This window comes from Streptomyces peucetius (assembly GCF_025854275.1).
Taxonomy (GTDB): domain Bacteria; phylum Actinomycetota; class Actinomycetes; order Streptomycetales; family Streptomycetaceae; genus Streptomyces; species Streptomyces peucetius_A.
Genome location: NZ_CP107567.1, coordinates 2,308,701 through 2,334,217, shown reverse-complemented (window position 1 = coordinate 2,334,217; position 25,517 = coordinate 2,308,701). Strand labels below are relative to the sequence as shown.

Sequence of the window (25,517 nt, the reverse complement as noted above, 5' to 3'; positions counted from 1 at the left end):
CGAGGCCGTCACAGCTCCGCCAGGAGCTCCGCCTTCTTGCGCGTGAATTCCTCGTCCGTCACGAGCCCCGCCAGATGCAGGTCCCCCAGGTGCCGTATCCGGTCCGCGATGTCCGCCGGGTCGCGGCGGGTCGCGGGGGCCGTCAGGGCCGGGGCCGGGGTCTGCGTGCGGATCGACTCGAGGACCGCCGCCGCGAACGGCAGGGACTCGTGCACCGGCCCGTACCCGAGCCCGAAGACGACCGCCGCCGGGTCCTGGTCCGCCTGCGCCGCGGCCACCGCGGCAGCAGCCGCCGCCGGGCCGGTGGGATCCGCGTCGCCGCGCCGCAGCAGCCTCAGATAGCCGTCGAAGACCTCCGGCGAACGCCATTCGACGCCGCTCAGCTCCGACACGGCGAAGGTCTGATCGCCGGCCTTCCACTTGGCGGACGACGCACCGGTCCAGAACCACCGGAACGCCACGCTCGAGCCGTCGAAGGACGCCTTGCCGTCGTACGCCTTGAAGCCGATCGGCGCCTGGGGCGCGGAGACGAGATAGCGCTCCGCGGGCCGCCCGGCGTCCGGGCCGAGCGCGGCGCGCAGCTCGTCGGCGTAGTACTCGGCGAGCGTCTCCCGCTCCGCCGGCAGTACCAGCCGGTACGGATCGCACCCTTCCTTGAGCTGCCCGGCGGCCGCCTCCATCAGCGGATCCGCGCCGGGTCTGGGAACAGCATGCAGCACCACCGTGCCGCGCTTGCCCGGGGTGAGCGTCACCGATGCCAACGCCTCGTGCGGAACGCGTCGTTCGCGCAGCGAGGAGAGAAGCTTCGGCGTGCGGATCCCCCGTTCGAAGCGGATGAGCACGGAGTCGGTCTCGAACTCCCAGGTGGCTTGAATTCCGGCCAGCACATCACCCATGTGCCTCATCGTATGCGGCTCGGGCCCGCGCGTCGCCCCTCGGCGGCCGTCCCTTTTGACCGGGCTCTACGCGCGTCAGCCCGCTCAGGCACCGGAAATACCACTTCGGCAGGTGTCGGTACCGGCTGCGCAGCTCACGTTGGCATATGCGCCGACGCCTATGTCGGCGAAGTTGTGGACGCTCTCGGTTTCCGGCTCGAAATAGCCGGTATGGCCGACGGCGCCCTTCGCCGAGAGCAGTCGCGCACCGAACTCCGGTATCACCGGGTCCTCGCCGTGGCCGAGTCCGCCGACCTCCAGGTGGGGGACGTCCTCGATCCAGTCGTCGGCGTCGCGCATGGCCCAGACGCGCGCGGTCGTGTGCAGTCCGGCGACGCTCTCGGCGCGCATGCCGGGGCTGCCGGCGACGGCCACGTCACGGACCCGTGAGGGAAGTTGCCGCGCGGCGACCCCGCACACCACGGAGCCGTAGCTGTGGCAGAACAGCGAGACGGGTGAGCGGCCGGGCAGCGCCCGGGTGAGCGCGACCAGCCGTACCGCGCCGTTCTCCGCGAGCCGCCCGATGGCGGACTCCATGCCGATGCCGACGGGGGAGGTGTAGTCGGCCCAGGCGATGACCGCCGTACGGAGCCGGGGTGCGGCCGCCCGCTGCGCCGCGTACAGGGACTGGGCCATCCCGACCGGGGCCGTGTACTTGCGGGCGGTGCGCTGGAAAGTGAGCAGGTTGGTGTCGACGCCGGGCACGATCACCGAGACGCGCTGGGCCCGGTCCAGGTCGCCGAAGACCTCGGCCACCCGGCCGGAGCCGGACGGGTCGAAGGCGAGGATCTGCCGGTCGGGGTTCATCAGCGACTGGAACCGGTGCATCCGGCGCACGGCCTGGTGGTGACCGGCGGCGGTCAGACCGGGTCCGGCGACCCTTTGGCGCTCACGCACCAGGGAGGCGGCCAGCGCCACGCGGTTGGCCTGATAACGGAGCGTGACGGGTGCGCCGTTGAGGTTGCCCACGATGTGCGGGTACTTCTCGGCGAGCCGGGCGCTGCGTGCGCTGCCGAGCCACTCGAAGAACGCGGCCAGTTCATGCGGTGGAGTGTTCAGACCGGGCAGCTCCCGGGCCCCGACCCGCGCCTTGTTCCAGCCGGCCAGTTCGGCCTCGAGCACGTCGCGTGGCCCGCGCTGATGCCGTACGGCGGTCCAGCCGGTGGTCGCCAGCATCACGAACACCACCGCGAGGGCCAGCACGGCGCGCCACGCGGTCGAGGTGGGGGAGGTGTCGAAGGAAGTCACTGCGGGACACCCTAGGAGAAGGGCGCGGGTGCAGACGATCAGCGTGAGGCAGATCACGTGTCGGACGGCGGATCGCGGGGGAGGAGGGTGACGTTCCGTGCGCGTCGCGTACGTCCGCCGGTGTCATGCCGGCGCATTTCCGGTGCGTACGGGCCCTGTTGGACGTCTGTCCTGTCACCCGCGTCTCATGGTCCGGCCGGGGTGCGCCAGTTCTGTGCGAGCGCGGGGCCGAGCTGGTCGAGGAACGTCTCCGTGAGCGAGCGGATCGCCTCCAAACTGGGGTCCTGTCCCTGGCCCCACAGCCGCCCCGTGGCCCGCATCACGCCGCTGAACGCGGCCACCGCGACCCGTGGCCGGGCGTCGGCGTTCACGTCGAGCCCCTCCCGTTCGGCGACGAGCCGGGCGAGGGCCTCCTCCATCACGGTGGAGCGTCGCAGGTGCGCGGCGAGCAGTGCCGGGGTGGACTCGATCATCTGGAAGCTGCGCATGTGGAGGTCGAGGGGGACGATCTCCTCGACGGCTTCTCCGATGGTGTCCCATGCCTCGAACACGGCGTTGCGGAGCGCTTCGAGCGGGCCTTCCTCCGCGGGCCGCCCGCGCAGGGCCGCTACATAGTGCGACTCCACGATCTCCTGGACGGCGAAGGCGACTTCTTCCTTGGAGGCGAAATACCGGAAGAAGGTGCGCTGGGACACCTCGACCGCGTCCGCGATCTCGTCGACGGTGGTCCGTTCGTACCCCCGGGTGGTGAACAGCTCGAGGGCGACGCGCACCAGGGCGTCACGGGTGCGCTGTTTCTTGCGGGCGCGCAGCCCGGTCGGCTCTGCCGTCGTCACTTCATCGTCCTCTTTTCGGCGCTTTGCCTGCTCAGGCTATCGCCGAGTCACGTGACACTTACCGACTAGTGAACTCGTTTGTCAACTGTCAGTGGCTGACATTAACCTCCTCGTATGACTAGTCAGACCACCGTCGAAAAGGCGCCGAGGGATCCCCGGGATTCCGCTCCGGCACCGGTCAAGGGGCTTCGCGGCCACCCCTGGCTGACCCTGTTCTCCGTGGCCATCGGCGTGATGATGGTCGCGCTGGACGGCACGATCGTCGCGATCGCCAACCCCGCGATCCAGAAGGACCTCGGCGCCTCGCTCGCCGACGTGCAGTGGATCACCAACGGTTATCTGCTCGCCCTGGCCGTCGCACTGATCACGGCGGGCAAGCTCGGTGACCGCTTCGGCCACCGCCAGACCTTCCTGATCGGCATCGCGGGCTTCGGCGCTGCCTCCGCGGCCATCGGCCTGTCCGACTCGATCGCCCTGGTGATCGTCTTCCGCGTGCTGCAGGGCCTCTTCGGCGCCCTGCTGATGCCGGCTGCGCTGGGCCTCCTGCGCGCCACCTTCCCCGCCGAGAAGCTGAACATGGCGATCGGCATCTGGGGCATGGTCATCGGAGCGTCCACGGCCGGCGGCCCCATCCTCGGTGGTGTGCTCGTCGAGCACGTCAGCTGGCAGTCGGTGTTCTTCATCAACGTGCCCGTCGGCATCCTCGCCCTGGTCCTCGGACTGGTCATCCTGAAGGACCACCGGGCCGAGAACGCGCCGAAGTCGTTCGACATCCTCGGCATCGTGCTGCTGTCGGGCGCGATGTTCAGCACCGTCTGGCCGCTGATCAAGGCCGGTGAGTGGGGCTGGGGCTCCGCGAGCACCGTCGGCTGGCTGGTCGCGGCAGTGGTCCTCTTCCTGCTGTTCGCCGTCTGGGAGACCAAGGTCGCCGAGCCGCTGGTCCCGCTCGCGATGTTCCGCTCCGTCCCGCTCAGCGCGGGCACCGTCCTGATGGTCCTGATGGCCTTCGCGTTCATGGGCGGCCTGTTCTTCGTGACGTTCTTCCTCCAGGGCGTCCAGGAGATGAGCCCCGTCGACAGTGGCCTGCGGCTGCTGCCGCTGACGGGCATGATGATCGTCTCCTCGCCGCTGGCCGGTGTGCTGATCACCAAGTTCGGGCCGCGTGTCCCGCTCGTTGGCGGCATGGTCTGCACCGCCACCGCCATGTTCGGCATGACCACGCTCACCGAGGACACCGGCACCCTCGCGATGTCCCTGTGGTTCGCCCTGCTCGGCCTCGGCCTCGCGCCGGTCATGGTCGGCGCCACCGAGGTCATCGTGGGCAACGCCCCGCTGGAGCTCTCCGGCGTCGCGGGCGGTCTCCAGCAGGCCGCGATGCAGGTCGGCGGCGCGCTCGGCACGGCCGTCCTCGGCGCGGTGATGACCTCCAAGGTCAACGCCGACTTCGCGGGCAACTGGCAGGACGCCGGCATCCCGGTCCCGCCGGACCCCCGGCTGGAGCAGGCCGCCGAGTTCGGCGCCGTGCCCGGCGAGCTGGCCCAGGCACCCGGTATGACGCCCGATCTCGTCACCAGGATCGGTGACGTCATCCACGACACGTTCATGTCCGGCATGGGCATGGCGTTCACCGTCGCCGGGATCGTGGCGGTCGTCGCCGCGCTGGTCGCCCTGCTCACCAAGCGCGGCGAGAACGCGGAGGCCGGTGCGGGCGCGGCCCACATCTGACGTCAACCACCCGCACCGACAGCCCCGCCGGGCACCCCGCGACGGGGCTGTCGCCTATCCGGATGATTCGCCCCGCCGCCCCTTCCGCGACCGGGACACCGCAGGTCAGGCTGCGGTCGACCGCTTCGTACGACCCACGGGGACCATTCATGCGCAGGACCACCGCCGCGACCCTGACCGCCGCCGCCGTACTGCTGCCGATGCTGCTGCAGCCGCTCCCGACCGCCACCGCGTCCGCCGCGGCGCCACCGCGCCTCGGGGAGTGCGCGGCCGGCGAGCTGTGCCTGTGGGCCGGGACCGACTTCAGCGGCGCACGCCAGACCCATGAGCTCGCCGGGACCGACATCGAGAGCTGTGTGCCGCTGCCCTCCGGCACCTCGGCGCAGGCCCTGGCCAACCGCACCGGCAGGCCGGTCACGACCTACCAGTCGCGGGAGTGCGCGGAGACCGGCGAGTTCGAGACCTACCCGGGCGGCGGTACGTGGGTGCCCAGGTCGCCCTACCGGGCGAGGGCGTTCAAGATCTGGGAGAACTAGGACCCGGCCCGTGCCACGGGCACGGGCCCGCCCTGCCCGGGGCGGGTCAGGCGTTCGCAGCGGTGCCCGCCGCTGTGGCCGGTGGGCGCACCATGAAGACGTCGACCGGGTCCTGGGCCTCCACGACGAATCCGTGGCGCTCGTAGAGCCGGCGGGCGGCACTGCCCTGCAGGACGTTCAGACCCACGGTCGTCCCCTGCGTCGGTCCGCCGCAGCACCGTGCGCAGGACGGCTGATCCCAGCCCGCGGCCCTGATGACGCGGATCGAGGTAGAAGTGCTCCAGCCACTGCCTGCCTTCGCAGGGCCGGACCGTGACGCATCCCGCGAGTTCGCGGTCGATCATGATGACCGAGGTGTGCCGTGCGGAGAAGGAGTCGCGCAGCCGCTGCCGCACCCGGTGCTCGTCGTAGCGCCCGAGGCGCTCCAGGTCCGCGCGCATGACCCTGGCCCGCAACTCCGCGATCGGCTCGATGTCCGCCGCCACCGCGGAACGCAGCGTCCATCCCGCGCCGTGCGCCGACGTCGTTCGCGCCGGCCCCGCCAGGTCCGGGCCCGTCCCGTTCCCCATGAGCCACACCTTTCCTCCGGGCGGTCACCCGCCCGCCCCTCACGCTCCGGGCGGTCACCGCCCGCCCTTCACACCCTCGGCGCGGGCGCCTCGGGCACGGCGGCGGTGCCCTGCGTGTCCGACAGCCGGGCCACCTCCGCCCGCAGCTCCCGCACCTCGGCCGTCAGCGCCTCCAGCAGCGCCGTCTGCCGCCGTTCCGCCGCGTCGTCCCGCTCGAAGCGGGAGATGAACCAGGCCGCGATGTTGGCGGTCACGACACCGAGGAGCGCGATGCCGGAGATCATCAGCCCGACCGCGAGCACCCGGCCCAGTCCCGTCGTCGGCGAGAGGTCGCCGTACCCGACCGTCGTCATCGTCGTGAACGACCACCACACCGCGTCGCCGAGCGTCTTGATGTTCCCGCCGGGAGCGTCCCGCTCCACCTGGAGCACCGCCAGCGAACCGAACATCATCAGCCCGACGACCGCGCCGCCGACATAGGTGGTCAGCGTGATCTGCGGCGCCATCCGGGCCCGCCGGCCGACCAGCAGCAGCGTGGACACCAGCCGCAGCAGTCGCAGCGGCTGCACCAGCGGCAGCAGCACCGCGACCAGATCGAGCGGGTGGCTGCGCACGAACAGCCACTTCCCGGGTGCCAGCGCCAGCCGTACGACGTAGTCGACGGCGAACGCGCCCCAGACGACCCACTCGGCCACCTGGCACGTCTTGTGCACCCAGTCCGGCGCGCCCGGGGTGACGATCTGCACCGCGTAGGCGACCGCGAAGACGAGGGAGAGCGACAGCAGAGGCGTCTGCAGGCGCTGCTCCCAGCGGACCTGGGCGGTTTGCTGCTTCATGGCATGCATCGTAAGGAAACGGCGAGGGCGGCGGACCCGTCGGGTCCGCCGCCCTTTACCGGGCCGTAGCCGTGACTCGGCCGGCCGAGGCCGTCACGCGTCGCCGCCGGCCGCCCCCGGGTCGGCCGCCGCCACGTCCAGCAGCTGGTAGCGGTCCACCGCCTGCTTCAGGGCGCTGCGGTCGACCTTGCCCTCGCGGGCCAGCTCGGTCAGCACCCCCAGCACGATCGACTGGGCGTCGATGTGGAAGAAGCGACGGGCCGCGCCACGCGTGTCCGCGAAGCCGAAGCCGTCGGCGCCCAGCGACTGGTAGGTGCCGGGCACCCAGCGGGCGATCTGGTCGGGCACCCCTCGCATCCAGTCGGACACCGCGACGAACGGGCCCTCGGAGCCGGACAGCTTGCGCGTCACGTACGGGACGCGCTGCTCCTCCTCGGGGTGCAGCAGATTGTGCCGCTCCACCTCGACCGCCTCGCGGCGCAGCTCGTTCCACGACGTCGCCGACCACACGTCGGCGCGTACGTTCCACTCCTCGGCGAGGATGCGCTGCGCCTCGACGGCCCACGGCACGGCCACGCCGGACGCCATGATCTGCGCGGGGATGGAGCCCTGCTCGCCCTGCTTGAAGCGGTGGATGCCCTTGAGGATGCCCTCGACGTCCACGTCGGCGGGCTCCGCCGGGTGCTGGATGGGCTCGTTGTAGACGGTGAGGTAGTAGAAGACGTCCTCGGCGTCGGGGCCGTACATCCGGCGCAGACCGTCCTGGACGATGTGCGCGATCTCGAAGCCGAACGCCGGGTCGTAGGCGACACACGCCGGGTTCGTCGAGGCGAGCAGCTGCGAGTGGCCGTCCGCGTGCTGGAGGCCCTCGCCGGTCAGCGTCGTCCGCCCGGCGGTGGCGCCGAGCACGAAGCCGCGTGCCAGCTGGTCGGCCATCTGCCAGAACTGGTCGCCGGTGCGCTGGAAGCCGAACATCGAGTAGAAGACGTACACCGGGATCAGCGGCTCGCCGTGCGTGGCGTACGCCGAACCGGCGGCGATCAGCGAGGCGGTGCAGCCGGCCTCCGAGATGCCGTCGTGCAGCATCTGACCGGTCGGCGACTCCTTGTACGCGAGCAGCAGCTCACGGTCCACGGCCTCGTACTGCTGGCCCAGCGGGTTGTAGATCTTCGCACTCGGGAAGAACGAGTCCATGCCGAAGGTGCGGTACTCGTCGGGCGCGATCAGCACGAACCGCTTGCCGATCTCCTTGTCCCGCATGAGGTCCTTCAGCAGTCGGACGAACGCCATGGTGGTGGCGATCGACTGCTGACCGGAGCCCTTCTTCACCGCTGCGTACGTCTTGTCCTCGGGCAGCGCCAGCGGCTTCGCCCGCACCACCCGGGTCGGCACGTATCCGCCGCAGGACTTGCGGTGGTCGTGCATGTACTGGATCTCTTCGGAGTCCCGCCCGGGGTGGTAGTACGGCGGCGGGCCGCTCTCGAGCTGCTGGTCGGTGATCGGCAGGTGGAGCCGGTCCCGGAAGCGCTTCAGGTCGTCGACCGTCAGCTTCTTCATCTGGTGCGTGGCGTTGCGGCCCTCGAAGTTCGGCCCCAGCGTCCAGCCCTTGATGGTCTGGGCGAGGATCACCGTCGGCTGGCCCTTGTGCGCCTTGGCCGCCGTGTACGCGGCGAAGACCTTGCGGTGGTCGTGTCCGCCGCGGCCCAGGTGCAGGATCTGGTCGTCGGTCATGTTCTCGACCATCTTGCGCAGCCGCTGGTCGCCGCCGAAGAAGTGCTCGCGGATGTACGCGCCGGTCTCCGTGGCGTACGTCTGGAACTGGCCGTCGGGGGTGGTGTTCAGCTTGTTCACCAGCACGCCGTCGCGGTCCTGGGCGAGCAGCGGGTCCCAGGAGCGGTCCCAGACCAGCTTGATCACGTTCCAGCCGGCGCCGCGGAACTGCGACTCCAGCTCCTGGATGATCTTGCCGTTGCCGCGGACCGGGCCGTCGAGGCGCTGGAGGTTGCAGTTGACCACGAAGGTCAGATTGTCCAGGCCCTCACGCGCGGCGATGGACAGCTGGCCCAGCGACTCGGGCTCGTCCATCTCGCCGTCGCCGAGGAACGCCCACACGTGCGAGTCGGAGGTGTCCGCGATACCGCGCGCCTCCATGTAGCGGTTCATGCGCGCCTGGTAGATGGCGCCGAGCGGGCCGAGGCCCATGGAGACCGTCGGGAACTCCCAGAAGTCCGGCATGGACCGGGGGTGCGGGTAGCTGGAGAGCCCGTACGGCTCCTTAGACTTCTCCTGGCGGAAGCCGTCGAGCTGCTGCTCGCTGAGCCGGTCGAGCAGGAAGGCGCGGGCGTAGATACCGGGGGAGGCGTGCCCCTGGAAGAAGATCTGGTCGCCGCCCCTGCCGTCGTCCTTGCCGCGGAAGAAGTGGTTGAAGCCCACGTCGTACAGGGAGGCGGAGGAGGCGAAGGTGGCGATGTGCCCGCCGACGCCGATGCCGGGGCGCTGCGCGCGCGAGACCATGACCGCGGCGTTCCACCTGGTCGCGTTGAGGATCTTGCGCTCGATCTCCTCGTTGCCGGGGAAGAACGGCTCGTCCTTGGTGGCGATGGTGTTGACGTAGTCCGTGCTGCGCATCTCGGGCACGGCGACGCGCTTCTCGCGCGCCCGCTCGATCAGGCGGAGCATCAGGTAGCGGGCCCGCTCCCGGCCCCGCTCGTCGACGGCGGCGTCGAGGGAGTCCAGCCACTCCTGGGTCTCTTCAGGATCGAAGTCCGGGACCTGGCTGGGAAGGCCGCCAATGATGATCGGGTTGCGATCTGATCCGGAAGCCACGCTGTTCCTTCGCTGTTCGGGGGCACTCGGTCGGCAGAGCTGTCGCACCGCCTCCCATCGTGTACCGCGGGGAGGCTGACGTCATCTCTACCCGGAGGTAACCCTTGTGTCTGAGCGACATCCGGCGCGTACCCGGCGTACGGACCGCACCGAATCGCAACCTTACGCCCGAGCCGTCCATGCGTTTCGTTCGGTCGTTCGGTTCCGATGAGGATGTGAAAGGGTAGGAATGCCGCGTAGGCGGCCGAAGGGTGTGGCCACCGTTGTGGCGGGGACCCGTCGCTTGCCTGGAGTTGCGTCGAGACAGCCGCAAACGTCACCGTTTCGGCGGTCTGTACGGCCGGGTACTTGCGCGATCCGCCCCGCCCGTGTGGACTACGGCCAATGCCGCGCGTACGCGCGCGGCCGAAGCATTTGTCGAAAACGATCAGGAGGCAAGCCGTGAGCGCGACCGCGGACCACGCGGAGGAGCGGACCAACCCGGCGGCAAGGCTGGGGTTCGAGCCCGGACAAGTGGTCCAGGAGATCGGCTACGACGACGACGTCGAGCAGGAACTCCGTGAGGGCATCGAGGCCGTCACCGGCCAGGAACTCGTCGACGAGGACTACGACGACGTCGCAGACGTCGTCGTGCTGTGGTTCCGCGACGAGGACGGGGACCTCACCGACGCACTGGTGGACGCCATCGGTCTGATCGACGAGGGCGGGGTCGTCTGGCTGATGACTCCCAAGACCGGCCGTGACGGCTATGTCGAGCCCAGCGACATCAATGAGGCCGCCCAGACAGCGGGTCTCTCCCAGACCAAGAGCATCACCGCCGGCAAGGACTGGAGTGGCAGCCGGCTGGTCACCCCCAAGGGGGCCAAGTCGGGGAAGCGCTGAGCCGCCGAGCCGCGAAGAGCAGGCACCAGGCCCCCACCGGCGCGAGCCGGCGGGGGCCTTCTGCGTAGGCTGTTCCCGCACCGCAACGGCTCACAGGGCTGCAGACTCACAGGGCTACAGAAGGGAAACGCTCTCCATGGCGATCGAGGTCGGCGACAAGGCGCCGGAGTTCGAGCTCAAGGACAACCACGGACGCACCGTCTCGCTCGCGGACTACCGCGGCGAGAAGAACGTCGTGCTCCTCTTCTACCCCTTCGCCTTCACCGGCGTGTGCACCGGCGAGCTGTGCGCGCTGCGCGACGAGCTGCCGAAGTTCGTCAACGACGACACCCAGCTGCTGGCCGTCTCCAGCGACTCGATCCACACCCTGCGCGTCTTCGGGGAGCAGGAGCGCCTCGAGTACCCGCTGCTCTCCGACTTCTGGCCGCACGGCGAGACCTCGCGCGCCTACGGCGTCTTCGACGAGGAGAAGGGCTGCGCGGTGCGCGGCACCTTCATCATCGACAAGGAGGGCGTCGTGCGCTGGACCGTCGTCAACGGTCTGCCCGACGCCCGCGACCTGAACGACTACGTCAAGGCGCTGGACTCCCTCTGATCCCCCACGTGGGGTTTCAGCGGTTGTCCCCCGGAAATGACACGGCGAGCGGGAACCGGTCACTAGGATCCGTTCGTTGATCCGAATAACCACGCACTACGGGGGCGCTGCCCCTTGAAACCAATGGAGGGACTCGTGGGAGTCAGCCTCAGCAAGGGCGGCAACGTCTCGCTGACCAAGGCCGCGCCGAACCTGACCGCGGTGACCGTGGGCCTGGGCTGGGACGTCCGGACCACCACAGGTACCGACTTCGACCTCGACGCCAGCGCCCTGCTGGCGAACACCGAGGGCAAGGTCACCAACGACGGAAACTTCGTCTTCTTCAACAACCTCAAGAGCCCTGACGGCTCCGTCGAGCACACCGGTGACAACCTCACCGGCGAGGGCGAGGGCGACGACGAGCAGATCAAGGTCAACCTGGCCTCGGTCCCGGCCGACGTCGACAAGATCGTCTTCCCGGTCTCGATCTACGAGGCCGAGAGCCGCCAGCAGTCCTTCGGCCAGGTGCGCAACGCCTTCATCCGCGTCGTCAACCAGGCCGACAACAGCGAACTTGCCCGCTACGACCTGAGCGAGGACGCCTCCACGGAGACCGCCATGGTCTTCGGCGAGCTGTACCGCAACGGCGCGGAGTGGAAGTTCCGTGCCGTCGGCCAGGGTTACGCCTCGGGCCTGCGTGGCATCGCGCAGGACTTCGGCGTGAACGTCTGACCATGAACGTCTGACACAGGCAGCAGTCTCCGCGTCCGGCGCCGCACTCTCCGTGCGGCGCCGGACGCGCCTGGGCCCCTACCGGGCCCTCGGCACAAAGCCACCAGGGGAGGACTCACCAACATGGGCGTCACGCTCGCCAAGGGAGGCAATGTCTCCCTCTCCAAGGCCGCACCCAATCTCACTCAGGTGCTCGTAGGGCTCGGCTGGGACGCGCGCTCCACCACCGGCGCACCCTTCGACCTCGACGCCAGCGCGCTGCTCTGCCAGAACGGGCGGGTGCTCGGCGACGAGTGGTTCATCTTCTACAACCAGCTCAAGAGCCCTGACGGCTCCGTCGAGCACACCGGTGACAACCTCACCGGCGAGGGTGACGGCGACGACGAGTCCCTGCTCGTGGATCTCGCCAAGGTGCCCGCCCATGTGGACAAGATCGTCTTTCCCGTCTCCATCCATGAGGCTGACAACCGCGGCCAGACTTTCGGCCAGGTCAGCAACGCTTTCATCCGTGTGGTCAACCAGGCGGACGGCCAGGAACTCGCCCGTTACGACCTGAGCGAGGACGCGTCCACGGAGACCGCGATGATCTTCGGTGAGCTCTACCGCTACGGCGGCGAGTGGAAGTTCCGCGCCGTGGGGCAGGGGTACGCGTCGGGGCTGCGGGGCATCGCTCTAGACTTCGGAGTCAACGTTTCGTAAAGCCGCGTGCGGTGCGGGGGAGGTTCCCCCAGGCATCACCCGGGGGACAATTACACGATTGGGTAGCCAGTGGTTCTGAAAACCTTCGGCTGGTCGTTCGCCGTCACGGCGGCCGGCCTAGCATTCGCCGCCTGGCAATGGGGCTGGGAGGCGTTCGGGATCGTACTGATCCTGTCGATCCTCGAGATCTCGCTGTCGTTCGACAACGCGGTCGTCAACGCCGGAATCCTCAAGAAGATGAACGCCTTCTGGCAGAAGATCTTCCTGACGATCGGCATTCTGATCGCTGTCTTCGGCATGAGGCTGGTCTTCCCCGTCGTCATCGTCGCCATCAGCGCCAAGGTCGGGCCCATCGAGGCCGTCGAGCTGGCCATGGACCAGCCGGAGCAGTACGAGGCCCTGGTCACCGACGCGCATCCCGCGATCGCGGCGTTCGGCGGCATGTTCCTGTTGATGATCTTCCTGGACTTCATCTTCGAGGAGCGCGAGCACAAGTGGCTCGCCTGGCTGGAGCGGCCGCTGGCCAAGCTCGGCAAGATCGACATGCTGTCGGTCTGCACCGCACTGATCGTCCTGCTCGTCACCGCGATCACCTTCGCCACCAACGCGCACACCAGCACCGGCCACGCCGACAAGTCGGCCACCGTTCTGCTCTCCGGCGTCGCGGGTCTGATCACGTATCTCGTCGTCGGCGGTCTCTCCGGCTACTTCGAGGACAAGCTCGAGGAAGAGGAGGAGCGCGAGCACGAGGAGGAGGAGCAGGCCAAGAAGGAGGGCAAGCCCGTCTCCGCGGTCGGCCTCGCCGGCAAGGCGGCGTTCTTCCTCTTCCTGTACCTCGAGGTGCTCGACGCGTCGTTCTCGTTCGACGGCGTCATCGGCGCGTTCGCCATCACCAACCACATCTTCTGGATGGCGCTCGGCCTCGGTATCGGCGCCATGTACGTCCGGTCCCTCACGGTCTACCTGGTCCGCCAGGGCACTCTGGACGACTACGTCTACCTGGAGCACGGCGCCCACTACGCGATCGGTGCGCTGGCCGTCATCCTGCTCATCACCATCCAGCACGAGATCAGCGAGATCATCACCGGACTCGTCGGTGTGTTCCTGATCGCCGCGTCCTTCCTGGCCTCGGTCCGCCGCAACAAGGCGATCGAAGCAGAGGGAAAAGCGGGGGGCGGCCCTGAGGAGAAGGCAGGGGTCTCCTCCGGGGTGTGACGCCCCCACCATTGAGGAACGCTTCTGACGGGGCGGCCGGGTGCTCCCGGCCGCCCCGTGGCGTGTGCACGGAGCACAACGGACGACTAGGGGTGGGGCATGGCCTTCTGGGACAACCTGTGGCGGGGCAGTGCGGCGCAGTTCGACTCGGGCAGTGCCGCGACCAATTCCATCGCGCTGACCAGGCGGAACCCGTCCGTCTCGCTCACCAAACAGGGCGCGGCCACCGGCAACCTGCGCGTCAACCTGTCCTGGCGGATGCGCACCTCCGACATCGAGGGCCGCTCGCGCCAGAGCGGCCGGCTGCTGCGCAACCCGATGAAGCTCTTCCAGCCGGACGTGGTCCAGGCCCACACGCAGGGTGTGGTCAACGTCGATCTGGACCTCGGCTGTCTGTACGAGCTGACCGACGGCAGCAAGGGCGTGGTACAGCCGCTGGGCAGCTTCTTCGGCGACCTGAACGGCCCGCCGTTCGTGAAGCTCAGCGGTGACGACCGCTTCGGCGCACCGTCCGGCGAGACGATCTTCGTCAACCTCGACCACCGCGAGTCGATCAAGCGCCTGCTGTTCTTCGTCTACATCTACGACCAGACCCCGGCCTTCGACCGCACCCACGCACACGTCACGCTCTATCCGAGCAACGGCCCCCGCGTGGAGATAGAACTCGACGAACGGGCACCGCAGGCCCGCTCCTGCGCGGTGTTCTCGGTCGACAACGTCAAGGGAGACCTGATCGTGCGCCGTGAGGTGAAGTTCGTCTACGGCTTCCAGGCGGAACTGGACCGGCTGTACGGCTGGGGCCTCCAGTGGGGCCGCGGCTACAAGTCCCAGTCCCGCGCATAGCCCCGGGCGGCTGCCATCGGGGCGCCGTCGGGTTTCCGGGTGCGGCCCGGCGGGGGACGGGGGCTGCTACGGCCGCTGGAACTGTGGGCCCATCGGGGGGAGCCGGAAGGCGGGATCGGGGGCGTACGCCGCAGCCGCGGCCGGCTGCGGGTAGCCGTAGGCCGGCGGCGCCGCCGGGGCGTACGACGGCGCGGGCGCGGGCTGTGTCACGTCCGAGGGCGGGTAGCCGTACGCCGGTGCGGGCTGCGCGTCCGGTGCGGGCTGCGCGTCCGGGGCCGCGGGCGCCTCGGGCGCTCCCGCTTCCTCGACCGAGATGCCGAACGCCGTCGCCAGCCCCACCAGCCCCGTCGGGTAGCCCTGCGCCACGGCACGGAACTTCCAGCCGTCACCGCGCCGGTACAGCTCGCCGCAGATGATGGCCGTCTCCTCGCCGGTCTCCGGCTTCACGTCGAAGACGGCCAGCGGCTCGCCGTCCGCCGCACCGGTGTCGTGCAGCAGTATCCGCAGGTCGTGCACGTGCTCGAAGGTGCCGCCGTCCGAGGACGCCGCGATCACCACCTGGTCGACCGACGCGTCCAGCGTCGCCAGGTCGGCCTCGACGGTGTCGGTCAGATGCTCGGCGACGCGCTTCTTAGGGAGCCGCCGCACCAGCCCGGAGGGGTGGCGCGGCTGGTTGTAGAAGACGAAGTCCTCGTCGGAGCGCACGCGGCCGTCGCTGCCGAGCAGCAGGGCGGAGGCGTCGACATCCGGCACTCCCGCGCCCGGCGTCCAGCGCAGCACGGCCCGTACCGCCGTGGCATCAAGAGGGACGTTCGAGCCCTTCAGCATCGCGTGCGTCATGCCCGTCATCCTGCCTGTACGAGGGGCGCCGGGACAACGTGGGGCCCAGTTCCGGGCCGTGGCGTCCCTCGCCCGGCCACGTCGGGGGCACGGGCGAGAAGCGGACGAGTTACCTCGATTTCATGCAGTTGGGGAACTCTTGACACCTGTGCTTACGTACTATTACCGGCCACATGTTGTCAGGCCCTAACCGGCAGTACAGGGGATTCTTATGCGTCATTTCGGGCACATCCCGCCCGCTGACCGGGCGAGGCTGTTCCACCAGGAGCCGTGCGACTTCGGTGCCGACTCGGCTGCCAGGACGCTGGCCGCCGCCCTGGGAGCCACCCTCTACAGCCCGGCCACCCGGCCCCGGCTGGCCGACGACGTGCTCAAGCAGGCTGCCCGCGGGGTCGTCTCCATGGTGCTGTGCCTGGAGGATTCCATCGACGACGCCGAGGTGGTCGACGCCGAGGAGAACCTCGTCCGGCAGTTCGTCGAGCTCGACGCGCGTGGCGTGGAAGCACCGCTGCTCTTCATCAGGGTCCGCACCCCCGAGCAGATTCCGGATCTCGTGAGGCGCCTGGGACCGTCGGGACGCCTGCTGTCCGGATTCGTACTGCCGAAGTTCACCGAGGAGCGCGGCGTGCCCTTCCTCGAGGCGGCGGCCACGGCGGAGGCCGCCGGCGGGAGGCGGCTGTTCGCCATGCCCGTCCTCGAGTCGCCCGAGCTGCTGCACCTGGAGACCAGGACCGAGGCGCTCACCGGCATCGCCCGCACCGTCGACAAGTACCGTGACCGGGTCCTCGCCCTGCGCCTCGGCGTCACCGACTTCTGCTCCGCGTACGGGCTGCGCCGCTCGCCCGACATGACGGCCTACGACGTACGGATCGTGACGTCCGTCATCGCCGACGTGGTGAATGTGCTCGGCCGCTCCGACGGTACGGGCTTCACGATCACCGGACCGGTGTGGGAGTACTTCAGGTCCCAGGAGCGCATGTTCAAACCGCAGCTGCGCCGCAGCCCCTTCCTGGAGGGCCGGGCGGAGGAACTGCGCACCGCGCTGATCGCGCACGACCTGGACGGTCTGCTCCGCGAGATCGAGCTGGACCGGGCCAACGGCCTGATGGGCAAGACCTGCATCCACCCCTCCCACGTGCTGCCGGTGCACGCACTGTCCGTCGTCAGCCACGAGGAGTTCAGCGACGCACAGGACATCCTGCGGCCGGAGCGCGACGGCGGCGGAGTGCTGCGCTCGTCGTACACGAACAAGATGAACGAGGTGAAGCCGCACCGCGCCTGGGCGGAGCGGACACTGCTGCGGGCCGACGTCTTCGGCGTGGCCAAGGAGGATGTCGGTTTCGTGGAACTGCTCGCGGCCGGGCTGACCGACTGATGACGGCCAACCGGCGGCGGACCGATGACGGCGGACGACCGGTGACGGCGGACGACCGATGACGACAAGGGGCGAAGAGAACGTGGTGTGGTCGGGAAGCTGGGTCGCGGAGCGGCTCGGAGTCGCACTCGTCGGCGACGAGGGGCTCCGGGAGCTGCTGGGCCTGGCCCTGCGCCGCAACCCCAAGCGGGCGCATCTGCTGGTGTCGAACGTCCTGGGCAAGCATGTCCCGCAGCGGCCGGCGGTCGTCCGGCAGGCCGGCTACGACCTCGGCGCACGCGTTCGTGACCTGCTCGGCGCGGACGAGTGCCGGCGCGCGGTCGTCCTCGGGTACGCCGAGACCGCGACCGGACTCGGCCACTCGGTGGCGGACGGCATCGGGCTCGCGCCCTATCTGCACTCCACGCGCCGCCCGGTCGACGGCGTGACCCCCGCGGGCGGCTTCGAGGAGTCCCACTCGCACGCCACCTCCCATCTCCTGCTTCCCGAGGACCCGGCACTGCTGTCCGGGACGGGCCCGCTGGTGCTCGTCGACGACGAGTTCTCCACGGGCAACACGGTCCTCAACACCATCCGGGACCTGCACGAGCGCTACCCGCGCGACCGTTATGTGGTGGTGGCCCTGGTCGACATGCGCTCCGCGGCCGACCTCGGCCGGCTGGACGCCTTCGCCAAGGAGATCGGCGCCCGCGTCGACCTGGTGGCCCTGGCGTCCGGCACGGTCAGCCTGCCGGACGGTGTCCTGGAGAAGGGCCGGGCACTGGTCGCACACCACGAGCAGGCGGCCTGGGACACGCCCTCGGCCGCTGAACCCCGCCATGTCCGGGTCGGCCTCGACTGGCCCGCGGGCGTCCCCGACGGCGGGCGGCACGGCTTCGGCCCGGCCCACCGCGCCGCCCTGGAGGCCGCGCTGCCCGGCATGGCCGCCCAGGTCGCCGACGCCGTGGGCGAGGCCCGCCGGGTGCTCGTCCTCGGCTGCGAGGAGCTGATGTACGCGCCCCTGCGCCTCGCCCTCGCCATGGAGGAGGCCGGCGCCGTTCCGGAGGTGTACTACTCCACCACCACCCGCTCGCCCGTCCTCGCCGTCGACGACCCCGGCTACGCGATACGCACCCGGCTGGTGTTCCCCGCCCACGACGACCCGGCAGACGGCCCCGGCGAGCGCTACGCCTACAACGTGGCGGGCGCCGGTTTCGACGCCGTCGTCGCCGTCGTCGACTCGGCCGCGGACACCCCGGAACTGCACGCGCCCGACGGCCTGCTGGCGAGGCTCGCCGCCCACACCGGCCGCGTCGTGCTCGCCGTCGTCCCCAGCTACGTACCGGCACTCCCCGGCCACGCGCCGGAAAACCACGCGCCCGAAGGACCTGAAAGGCCCTCCATGCTGCCCCAGCCGCTCCGCGGACCCGACTTCTCCTCCTACGCGCCGGAGGAGGTCGGCTGGCTGCTCCAGGATTTCTCGGAGGTGGAGCTCGAGGCACCCACGGAGGAGCGCGAGGAAGCCATCCAGAGCGGCGGCGCGCACTACGCGGAGTCGCTGCCCGTCGAGTACCAGCCGAGCGAGCAGTACCAGCAGCTCTTCGAGACCGCGCTCACGGCGTCGGCCGCCCGTATCGCCCGCGCCGTCGGAACCGTCACCGACACCGTCCTCGCCGAACGGACACCGCGCCCCGTGCTCGTCTCGCTGGCCCGGGCCGGCACGCCCGTCGGCGTGCTGATGCGCCGCTGGGCCCGGCACCGGCACGGCCTGGACCTGTCCCACTACGCCGTCTCCATCGTGCGCGGCCGCGGCATCGACGCCAACGCTTTGCGCTGGCTCGCCGAGAACCACGACCCGGCCGACGTCGTCTTCGTCGACGGCTGGACCGGCAAGGGCGCCATCACCCGCGAACTCGCCGAGGCGCTGCGGGACTTCCCCGGCTTCGACCCGGAGATCGCCGTCCTCGCCGACCCCGGCGGCTGCGTGCGCACCTACGGCACCCGCGAGGACTTCCTCATCCCCTCCGCCTGCCTCAACTCCACGGTCTCCGGCCTGATATCCCGTACCGTCCTGCGCGCCGACCTGGTCGGCCCCGACGACTTCCACGGCGCGAAGTTCTACCGCGAACTCGCCGGCTCCGACGTGTCCCGCCACTTCCTCGACACCGTCGCCGCCCGCTTCGACGAGGTCACCTCGGCCGTCGACGCCGACGTCAAGGAACTGCTGTCCGCCGACCGCACCCCCACCTGGGAGGGCTGGGGCGCGGTGGAGCGGATCAGCGAGGACTACGGCATCCACGACGTCAACCTCGTCAAGCCCGGCGTCGGCGAGACGACCCGCGTCCTGCTGCGCCGCGTCCCGTGGAAGATCCTCGCGAGCCGCGGCGCCGGAGCCGACCTCGACCACGTGAGGCTGCTGGCCGAGCAGCGCGGCGTGCCGGTCGAGGAGGTCGACGAACTCCCCTACAGCTGCGTCGGGTTGATCCACCCCAAGTACACCCGCGGCGCCACCGGCGCCGACGGCAGGGCGGTGTCCCAGTGACCGTTCTCGTCGCCAGCGACCTCGACCGCACGCTCATCTACTCGAACGCGGCGCTCGGTCTCGGCATGCCCGACGCCGTCGCCCCCCGGCTGCTGTGCGTCGAGGTGCACGAGCACAAACCCCTGTCGTACATGACCGAGCGCGCCGCCGGACTGCTCACCAAGCTCGCCCAGGACACGGTCTTCGTCCCGACGACGACCCGCACCCGCAAGCAGTACCAGCGCATCAGCCTGCCCGGCCTGCCGCCCAAGTACGCGATCTGCGCCAACGGCGGGCATCTGCTCGTCGACGGCGTCAGCGATGGCGACTGGCGCGAAGCCGTCGCGCACCGGCTCGCCGCCGAGTGCGCGCCCCTCGGTGAGGTCCGCGCCCATCTCAACAGGACCGCCGACCCGGCCTGGCTGCGCAAGGAACGGGTCGCGGAGGACCTCTTCGCGTACCTCGTCGTCGAGCGTTCGCTGCTGCCGGACGACTGGGTCAAGGAACTCGCCGGATGGGCGGAGCCCCGGGGCTGGACCGTCTCGCTCCAGGGCCGCAAGATCTACGCGGTGCCGAAGCCGCTGACGAAGAGCGCCGCCGTACGGGAGGTCGCCCGCCGCACCGGCGCCGCGCTGACCCTGGCGGCGGGCGACTCGCTCCTCGACGCCGACCTGCTGCTCGACGCCGACCGTGCCTGGCGGCCCGGCCACGGCGAGCTCGCCGAGGCCGCCTGGCAGGCGCCGCACGTCGTCGCGCTGCCGCAGATGGGTGTGGCGGCGGGCGAGGAGATCCTGCGGCTGCTGCGGCAGGAGGCGCGCCGGTTCCGCCGTGAGCGGCAGGGCATCAGTTCGGTCGTGATCCCGCCCCTGGCGTGAGGCGGCAGCGGGGCGGGGGCAGTGGGGCGCGGGCAGCGGCAGCGGAGCCGTGGGGCAGCGGGCCGACAGGTCCCTCGGCCGCCCGTCGCCGTCGCCCGGCGTGCGCTGCCGGGCCCGTGGGCGCGTCAGCCCCGTCGTGATCCCGCCCCCGGCCTGAGCAGCCGGGCGGCGGCGAACACCAACACCGCGATCACCGCAGCCACCAGCACCGCCTTCGAGTACGCCGAGACGTAGCCGGTCACGTCCTCCCACCGCTCGCCCAGCGTGTGACCGGCGAGGACGAAGGCCGTGTTCCAGATCGCACTGCCGAGTGTGGTGAGCGTCAGGAACAGGGGCAGCGGCATCCGCTCCACACCGGCCGGGACGGAGATCAGCGACCGGAAGACCGGGATCATCCGCCCGAAGAACACCGCCTTCGCCCCGTGCCGGGCGAACCATGCCTCCGTGCGCTCGATGTCCGCGACCTTCAGCAGCGGCAGCCGGGCCGCGATCGCCACCGTACGGTCGCGGCCGAGCACCGCCCCGATCCCGTAGAGCGCCAGCGCGCCGGCCACCGAACCGGCCGTCGTCCACAGCAGCACCGCGAGCAGGCCCAACTGCCCGGTACTCGCGGCGAAGCCGGCCAGCGGAAGGATGACCTCGCTCGGCAGCGGCGGAAAGAGGTTCTCCAGGGCGATGGCGACACCGGCACCCGGTGCGCCGAAGGTCTCCATGAGGCTGTTGACCCAGCCCGGGGCGCTGCTTTCAATCGCGGAATTCATGGCCCCATGCTGGACAACCGCAGCTGAAGCCACCCTGAGGGCAGCCGCACACCTTCCTGCGGTTTTCCGCAGTGTGCCGGGCGGACGTCAGCGGCTAGCGTGGCGGATCATGAAGGGGATCGCGGCGCAGGGCGCCCGTTACGCGGTGGGTCTCGTGCTCGGGACCGTGACCGCCGTGGCAGGGCTGCTCTTCACGCTGCTCGGCGGGCTGGCTCTGCTGCCGGTGCTCGGCTGGCCACGGGGCCGGCGCGCCGTGCAGGGGCCGCTGGGCGCTGTCGCCGCTCGCCTTGCGGGCCTCGAGCGGCGCAGGCTCGGCCGCTTCCTCGGAACGCGCGTCTCCGCCGCGTCCTCCTCGTCCTCCTCGTCCTCCTCGTCCTCCCCGCACTCCTCGTCCTCCTCGTCCGCGTCGTCCGCGTCGTCCGCGTCGTACGGCTCGTACGGCTCGTACGGCTCGTACGGGAACGAGCGTGCCGCACGGTACGTCGCGGCCCGCTGGCCGCTGGGGCTGCTCGGCGGGCTCGTGATCTTCTGCGTGCTCGTCGGCCTGCTGTACGTCGGATACGCCGCGCTCGGCTGGACCGTCCACGAGATCGAGTACCCCTGGGCAGTCGCCGGGACCGGTCTCCTCGGCCTGTTCCTGGTCTTCCTCGCGGGCCAGAGTGTCTTCGGGATCGCCCTGCTCGAAGGGCACGTGGCCCGCCGGCTCCTCGGCCCCGGTCACCACGAGGACCTCGAGCGGCGCATCGCCCAGCTCGCCACCACCCGCGCCGGAATGATGGACGCCGTCGACGGCGAACGCCGCCGTATCGAACGCGACCTCCACGACGGCGTGCAGCAGCGACTCGTCGCCCTCGGCATGCTCCTCGGCCGCGCCCGCCGCAGCCGGGACGCGGACCGGGCCGGCCGGCTCCTGCTCCAGGCCCACGAGGAGAGCCGCCGCGCCCTCGCCGAACTGCGGGAGGTCGCCTGGCGCATCTACCCGACCGTCCTCGACGAGGCCGGGCTGTGCGCCGCCCTCGAGACCGTCGCCGAGCGCACGCCGCTGCCCGTGCACCTCGCCTTCACCGTGGACGGGCCGCCCGCTTCCCGGCAGGTCGGGACGGTCGCGTACTTCGTCGTCTCCGAGGCCGTCACCAATGTCGTGAAGCACTCGGGCGCCACCCGTATCAACGTCGCCGTACGCCGCGACGGCCCGACGCTCGTCGTACGCGTCGAGGACGACGGGGCGGGCGGCGCCGACCCGGCAGGCGGCGGACTGACCGGACTGGCGAGCCGGGTCGCCGCTCTCGACGGCCGCTTCCGGGTGGACAGCCCGGCCGGCGGTCCGACCGTCGTCACCGCGGAGCTGCCGTGCGCCTGATCATCGCCGAGGACTCGACCCTGCTGCGGGAGGGCCTCGTACGGCTCCTCGCGGAGGAGGGCCATGAAGTGCTCGCCGCCGTCGGCGACGCCGCCGCGCTGCTGGCCGCCGTGGACGCGTCGCCGCCCGACGTCGTCGTCGCGGACGTGCGCATGCCGCCCACGCACACCGACGAAGGACTGCGCGCCGCCGTCGAGATCCGGCGGGACCGGCCGGAGGTGGGCGTACTGGTGCTGTCCCAGTACGTCGAGAAGCGGTACGCGACCGAACTGCTCACCGCCGACAGCGGGGGCGTGGGCTATCTGCTCAAGGACCGTGTCGTACAGGTCGACGAGTTCCTCGACGCGCTGGAACGCGTCGGACGGGGGCAGGCCGCGTTCGACCCGGAGGTCGTACGACAACTCCTGGCCCGCAGCACGCGCACCGACCCGCTGGCGCGGCTGACGCCACGGGAACGCGACGTACTGGCGGAGATGGCGGAGGGCCACACGAACGCGGCCGTCGCCGGCCGTCTCCATGTCTCGCTGAGCGCGGTCGAGAAACACATCAACGCGATCTTCGACAAACTGGAGCTCACGGGGACGGCCGGTTACTCGCGGCGGGTGCTGGCGGTGCTGCGCTACCTGGGTACGTGAGGCGGGCCGACCGGGGGCGCCCGGTCCGGGGTGGGGCCGCGGCCAGGGCCCGGTCGGGTCAGCCGCAGCAGCCGCCTCCGCAGCAGCCCCCGCCGCCACCGCCACCGCTCGGTGCGGGCGCGGCGGACGCCGTGCCGCCGACGGCGACGGCGGAGAGCAGCTTGACGGTGTCGCCGTGGCCCTCGGGACAGTTCGCGGGGGCGGAGGACTCGGCCATCGGGCGGTTCACTTCGAAGGTGTCGCCGCAGGTCCGGCAGCGGAATTCGTAACGAGGCATGCCGGTAAGGCTAGCGGCGTGCGCGCGGCTTGCGGGAGAGCAGCCGTCGGCCGGTCCTCCGGCTCGTACCGGCGGGGGGTCCGGCGGCGGGTTCGGCGGCGGTGTGGCCCGCGGGTCCGGCCGCGGCCTCCGGGGAGCGCCGGGCCGTGGTTGCGGAGGACGGCGGCCGGGCGAGCGGCTGGCCTGCCGCGAGGTCCGCGCGGCGCCTGCTCGCGCGCTGCTCCCGCTCGGCCTCCTCGGGGTGGCGGGCCTTCCAGTACGGGTTGTCGTGCGGCAGGGTCGCGCTGACCCGCCCGTACATACCGAAGAACATCAGCATCACGCCCACCACGAAGCTGAACATCACGTTCTGGATGCGGAACGCGAGCGGGTTGAAGCTGCGGTCGAGCAGGGCCAGGTTCACGAAGCCGCTGAGGATGAACAGGATGCCGAGCACCATGTTCACCGTCGAGGCGAAGTTGCCGCCGATCACCATGCCGACGAAGAGCAGCAGACCGACGGCGATGGACAGCACGCTCAGCGCGCCGTTGGTGTTCAGCCCTGCGACGGTGTCGCCGCGGGTGTCGAAGAAGCCGATCCGGTCGATGAGCCCGAGGATTCCGAACGCGACCAGGACCAGCCCCATCAGCCCGGCGCCGACGCGGTAGAAGCGGCTGAGCCGGTGGTCGACGGGCAGGTGCTCGTCCAGCCTGATACGGCGCCGGGCCGGGCCATGACGTCGGCCGTGCCCTTCGCCGCCCCGGTCCGTTCTCCTCGAGTGCAGTACGTGTGCGGCCATCGCCGGCCTCCTTCGTACGTGCGCGTACACCCCGGAGATCTCAGGATCCGCCCGACGCCGCGGCGGTACAACCGGCGCGCGGACGGACGGCGTCCGCGGGGGTGCCGGGTGCACCCGAGTCGCCGGTCGGCCGGGGCACACCTGTCGCCGACTTGCCGAGTCGCGCGCGGGTGCCCGGGCGCGGTGGACAGCGGCTCGCCCGGTCAGCCGCCGCCGGCGGCGCCCCGGTCCTCGCGGATCTGCTCGACCACGCCCGCCACCGTCCGCCGCACACCCTCGGTCTCGGTGAGGAAATGCCAGTAGTCGGGGTGCCTGCCCTCGAGTCCGGCGACGGCACGGTCCAGCCGGGCCACCGAGTCGTCCAGAGGGCGGGCGTGACGCGGGTCCGGGGTGTTGCGGCCGGCCATCGCGAGGCGCTGGGCGTCGCGGATGGCGAACCGGGTCCGCTCGATCTCCTGCTGCGGGTCCTTGGCGACGGCGTTGAGGCGCCGTAGCCGGTCACCGGCCGCGGAGACCGCCTCGTCCGTCGAGTTCAGCAGCGCGCGTACCGTGCTCAGCAGCGCCGTCGCGTCCGGCCAGCGCTGCTCCTCGCGGGCCTTGCCTGCCTCCGCCAGTTTCTCCTCGGCCTGGCGGACGGCGAGCGCCGCCTGCTCGGGGACGGGCTGGAGGTCCTGCCAGCAGGCGGCGGTGAACCGGCGACGCAGTTCGCTGAGCACCGGCTCGACCTGCGCGGACCGGTTGGTGAGCGCCTGCGCGCGGGTACGGAGCGACACCAGGCGCTTGTCGATCTCGGCGGCGCGTTCGGGCAGCCGTTCCGCCTCCGCCCGTACGGCTTCGGCGTCGCGCAGCACGCGGTCGGCGCGCTGGAGGGTCTCGGGGACGCCGTGCCGGCCGGCGCCTTCGTTGAGCTTGGTCAGCTCGGGGCCGAGGGCGGCGAGGCGGGCGGCGAGATCGTCCGCTCTCAAGCCGGAACCCCGGACCGAATCGAGAGCATTGCTCGCGGAAAGGAGCGCCTGTCGCGCCCGTTCCACCGCCGGCGCCAGCCTGGCCAGCTGCGTCTCCGCCTTGTCGAGCAGCGGCCCCAGCCCCTGCTCGAACCGGTCAAGATCCCCCTTGACCCGCACCAGGTCGTCCCTGGCCCGGGTCAACTGCGTACGCGCCTGAGCCGCGACCGATGCTTCCAGGTCGTCCCGGTCCAGGTCATGCGCGTCGACGGCGGAGATGTAGGCGTGGCTCACCTCGTCGATCCGCCGCCCCAGAGCGGCGAAATCCTCAACGGCGCGGCGCGCCCCCGGCGAACTGTCCACGGCCGTGATCGTCTCGATGGAGATCCGCAGATCCCGCTGCGCCGTGTCCAGCTCGTAGAACGCCGCCGCGGCGGCGTCCTTGGCGGCCTGCGCGTCCGCCCGCTGGCTCTCGCCCCGTCCGCCGAACCAGCGTCGCGTCCCTCCACCTCCGGCGAACGCGGCCGGCAGCAGCGCCGCTGCGGCGACGAACACCGGCACCGGGACGAGCATCAGCGCCACAACGGCCCGCAGGTCGCGGCGAACACCCCCGGCAACGCTCCTCGCGCGCCTGGCACGCCTCGTCGCATCCCAGGGGCCCCTGGGCACAGTCAGGGAAACACCCCGGACGGCGATCGCTCGTGCCTCATGGCGCG

Annotated in this window: 23 protein-coding genes and 1 pseudogene; 13 read left to right on the top strand and 11 right to left on the bottom strand. The window is 70.8% G+C overall.

Annotated elements, in window-relative coordinates; genetic code table 11:
• Window positions 1-8: 8 nt before the first annotated feature.
• From OGH68_RS10750 to OGH68_RS10740, 3 genes are all read right to left on the bottom strand, one after another.
• The gene (locus tag OGH68_RS10750) at window positions 9-896 is read right to left on the bottom strand and encodes a DUF4429 domain-containing protein (RefSeq protein ID WP_264243150.1); all 888 of its coding nucleotides are present in this window, start codon (window positions 894-896) and stop codon (window positions 9-11) included.
• Window positions 897-980: 84 nt separating this feature from the next.
• Window positions 981-2,183, bottom strand: coding sequence for an alpha/beta hydrolase family protein (locus OGH68_RS10745; RefSeq protein ID WP_264243149.1), 1,203 nt, complete (start codon window positions 2,181-2,183; stop codon window positions 981-983).
• A gap of 185 nt (window positions 2,184-2,368) precedes the next feature.
• The gene (locus tag OGH68_RS10740; protein WP_264243148.1) at window positions 2,369-3,019 is read right to left on the bottom strand and encodes a TetR family transcriptional regulator; all 651 of its coding nucleotides are present in this window, start codon (window positions 3,017-3,019) and stop codon (window positions 2,369-2,371) included.
• Window positions 3,020-3,133: 114 nt separating this feature from the next.
• Between OGH68_RS10740 and OGH68_RS10735 the strand changes: the two genes are divergently transcribed.
• Both OGH68_RS10735 and OGH68_RS10730 read left to right on the top strand, forming a co-directional pair.
• Window positions 3,134-4,744 (top strand): MFS transporter, encoded by a 1,611-nt coding sequence (locus tag OGH68_RS10735; RefSeq protein WP_264243147.1) that lies wholly within the window; start codon window positions 3,134-3,136, stop codon window positions 4,742-4,744.
• Between the two features lie 149 nt (window positions 4,745-4,893).
• Entirely contained in the window at window positions 4,894-5,280 is a 387-nt protein-coding gene (locus tag OGH68_RS10730; RefSeq protein ID WP_413470962.1) for a peptidase inhibitor family I36 protein, read from the top strand.
• 46 nt (window positions 5,281-5,326) lie between these two features.
• Here the strand turns inward: OGH68_RS10730 and OGH68_RS10725 are convergent.
• From OGH68_RS10725 to aceE, 3 genes and pseudogenes are all read right to left on the bottom strand, one after another.
• Window positions 5,327-5,849: pseudogene (locus OGH68_RS10725) on the bottom strand (GNAT family N-acetyltransferase).
• 68 nt (window positions 5,850-5,917) lie between these two features.
• Entirely contained in the window at window positions 5,918-6,685 is a 768-nt protein-coding gene (locus OGH68_RS10720; RefSeq protein ID WP_413470961.1) for a potassium channel family protein, read from the bottom strand.
• A 93-nt stretch (window positions 6,686-6,778) separates the two neighbouring features.
• Window positions 6,779-9,511 (bottom strand): pyruvate dehydrogenase (acetyl-transferring), homodimeric type, encoded by a 2,733-nt coding sequence (gene aceE / locus OGH68_RS10715; RefSeq protein WP_264243145.1) that lies wholly within the window; start codon window positions 9,509-9,511, stop codon window positions 6,779-6,781.
• 441 nt (window positions 9,512-9,952) lie between these two features.
• Between aceE and OGH68_RS10710 the strand changes: the two genes are divergently transcribed.
• From OGH68_RS10710 to OGH68_RS10685, 6 genes are all read left to right on the top strand, one after another.
• A complete protein-coding gene (locus OGH68_RS10710; protein WP_264243144.1) occupies window positions 9,953-10,393 on the top strand; it encodes a DUF3052 domain-containing protein in 441 nt (146 codons plus the stop codon).
• A 136-nt stretch (window positions 10,394-10,529) separates the two neighbouring features.
• Window positions 10,530-10,988 (top strand): peroxiredoxin, encoded by a 459-nt coding sequence (locus OGH68_RS10705; RefSeq protein WP_264243143.1) that lies wholly within the window; start codon window positions 10,530-10,532, stop codon window positions 10,986-10,988.
• A 135-nt stretch (window positions 10,989-11,123) separates the two neighbouring features.
• Window positions 11,124-11,699 carry a TerD family protein gene (locus OGH68_RS10700; RefSeq protein ID WP_264243142.1) on the top strand — a complete coding sequence of 192 codons (576 nt, stop codon included), beginning with the start codon at window positions 11,124-11,126 and terminating at the stop codon, window positions 11,697-11,699.
• A gap of 123 nt (window positions 11,700-11,822) precedes the next feature.
• Window positions 11,823-12,398 (top strand): TerD family protein, encoded by a 576-nt coding sequence (locus tag OGH68_RS10695; protein ID WP_264243141.1) that lies wholly within the window; start codon window positions 11,823-11,825, stop codon window positions 12,396-12,398.
• A gap of 69 nt (window positions 12,399-12,467) precedes the next feature.
• The gene (locus tag OGH68_RS10690) at window positions 12,468-13,613 is read left to right on the top strand and encodes a DUF475 domain-containing protein (protein ID WP_264243140.1); all 1,146 of its coding nucleotides are present in this window, start codon (window positions 12,468-12,470) and stop codon (window positions 13,611-13,613) included.
• A 99-nt stretch (window positions 13,614-13,712) separates the two neighbouring features.
• On the top strand, window positions 13,713-14,456 hold the full coding sequence (locus tag OGH68_RS10685; protein ID WP_264243139.1) for a TerD family protein: 744 nt from the start codon (window positions 13,713-13,715) through the stop codon (window positions 14,454-14,456).
• A gap of 66 nt (window positions 14,457-14,522) precedes the next feature.
• Here OGH68_RS10685 and OGH68_RS10680 read toward each other — a convergent pair whose 3' ends face one another.
• A complete protein-coding gene (locus OGH68_RS10680; protein WP_264243138.1) occupies window positions 14,523-15,305 on the bottom strand; it encodes a TerD family protein in 783 nt (260 codons plus the stop codon).
• Between the two features lie 202 nt (window positions 15,306-15,507).
• Between OGH68_RS10680 and OGH68_RS10675 the strand changes: the two genes are divergently transcribed.
• From OGH68_RS10675 to OGH68_RS10665, 3 genes are read left to right on the top strand one after another with little or no spacing between them, the layout of a single operon-like run.
• Window positions 15,508-16,671 carry an HpcH/HpaI aldolase/citrate lyase family protein gene (locus tag OGH68_RS10675; protein WP_264243137.1) on the top strand — a complete coding sequence of 388 codons (1,164 nt, stop codon included), beginning with the start codon at window positions 15,508-15,510 and terminating at the stop codon, window positions 16,669-16,671.
• A gap of 58 nt (window positions 16,672-16,729) precedes the next feature.
• On the top strand, window positions 16,730-19,192 hold the full coding sequence (locus OGH68_RS10670; protein ID WP_264243136.1) for a phosphoribosyltransferase: 2,463 nt from the start codon (window positions 16,730-16,732) through the stop codon (window positions 19,190-19,192).
• Window positions 19,189-20,046: an HAD family hydrolase gene (locus OGH68_RS10665; RefSeq protein WP_264243135.1), complete on the top strand. Its 858-nt coding sequence runs from the start codon at window positions 19,189-19,191 to the stop codon at window positions 20,044-20,046. Before OGH68_RS10670 ends, OGH68_RS10665 begins: the two co-directional genes overlap by 4 nt.
• A 125-nt stretch (window positions 20,047-20,171) precedes the next feature.
• Here the strand turns inward: OGH68_RS10665 and OGH68_RS10660 are convergent, their stop codons facing one another.
• The gene (locus OGH68_RS10660; protein WP_264243133.1) at window positions 20,172-20,807 is read right to left on the bottom strand and encodes a DedA family protein; all 636 of its coding nucleotides are present in this window, start codon (window positions 20,805-20,807) and stop codon (window positions 20,172-20,174) included.
• A gap of 109 nt (window positions 20,808-20,916) precedes the next feature.
• Between OGH68_RS10660 and OGH68_RS10655 the strand changes: the two genes are divergently transcribed.
• Window positions 20,917-22,167, top strand: coding sequence for a sensor histidine kinase (locus tag OGH68_RS10655; protein WP_264243132.1), 1,251 nt, complete (start codon window positions 20,917-20,919; stop codon window positions 22,165-22,167).
• The gene (locus OGH68_RS10650; RefSeq protein WP_264243131.1) at window positions 22,158-22,802 is read left to right on the top strand and encodes a response regulator transcription factor; all 645 of its coding nucleotides are present in this window, start codon (window positions 22,158-22,160) and stop codon (window positions 22,800-22,802) included. The genes OGH68_RS10655 and OGH68_RS10650 overlap by 10 nt, the downstream gene beginning before the upstream one ends.
• 58 nt (window positions 22,803-22,860) lie before the next feature.
• On the opposite strand, the gene OGH68_RS10645 is transcribed toward OGH68_RS10650, so the two are convergent.
• From OGH68_RS10645 to OGH68_RS10635, 3 genes are all read right to left on the bottom strand, one after another.
• On the bottom strand, window positions 22,861-23,079 hold the full coding sequence (locus tag OGH68_RS10645) for an FmdB family zinc ribbon protein (RefSeq protein WP_264243130.1): 219 nt from the start codon (window positions 23,077-23,079) through the stop codon (window positions 22,861-22,863).
• Window positions 23,080-23,089: 10 nt separating this feature from the next.
• The gene (locus OGH68_RS10640) at window positions 23,090-23,857 is read right to left on the bottom strand and encodes a DUF4383 domain-containing protein (RefSeq protein WP_264243129.1); all 768 of its coding nucleotides are present in this window, start codon (window positions 23,855-23,857) and stop codon (window positions 23,090-23,092) included.
• A 203-nt stretch (window positions 23,858-24,060) separates the two neighbouring features.
• A complete protein-coding gene (locus tag OGH68_RS10635) occupies window positions 24,061-25,395 on the bottom strand; it encodes a hypothetical protein (protein ID WP_264250008.1) in 1,335 nt (444 codons plus the stop codon).
• Between the last annotated feature and the right edge of the window lie 122 nt (window positions 25,396-25,517).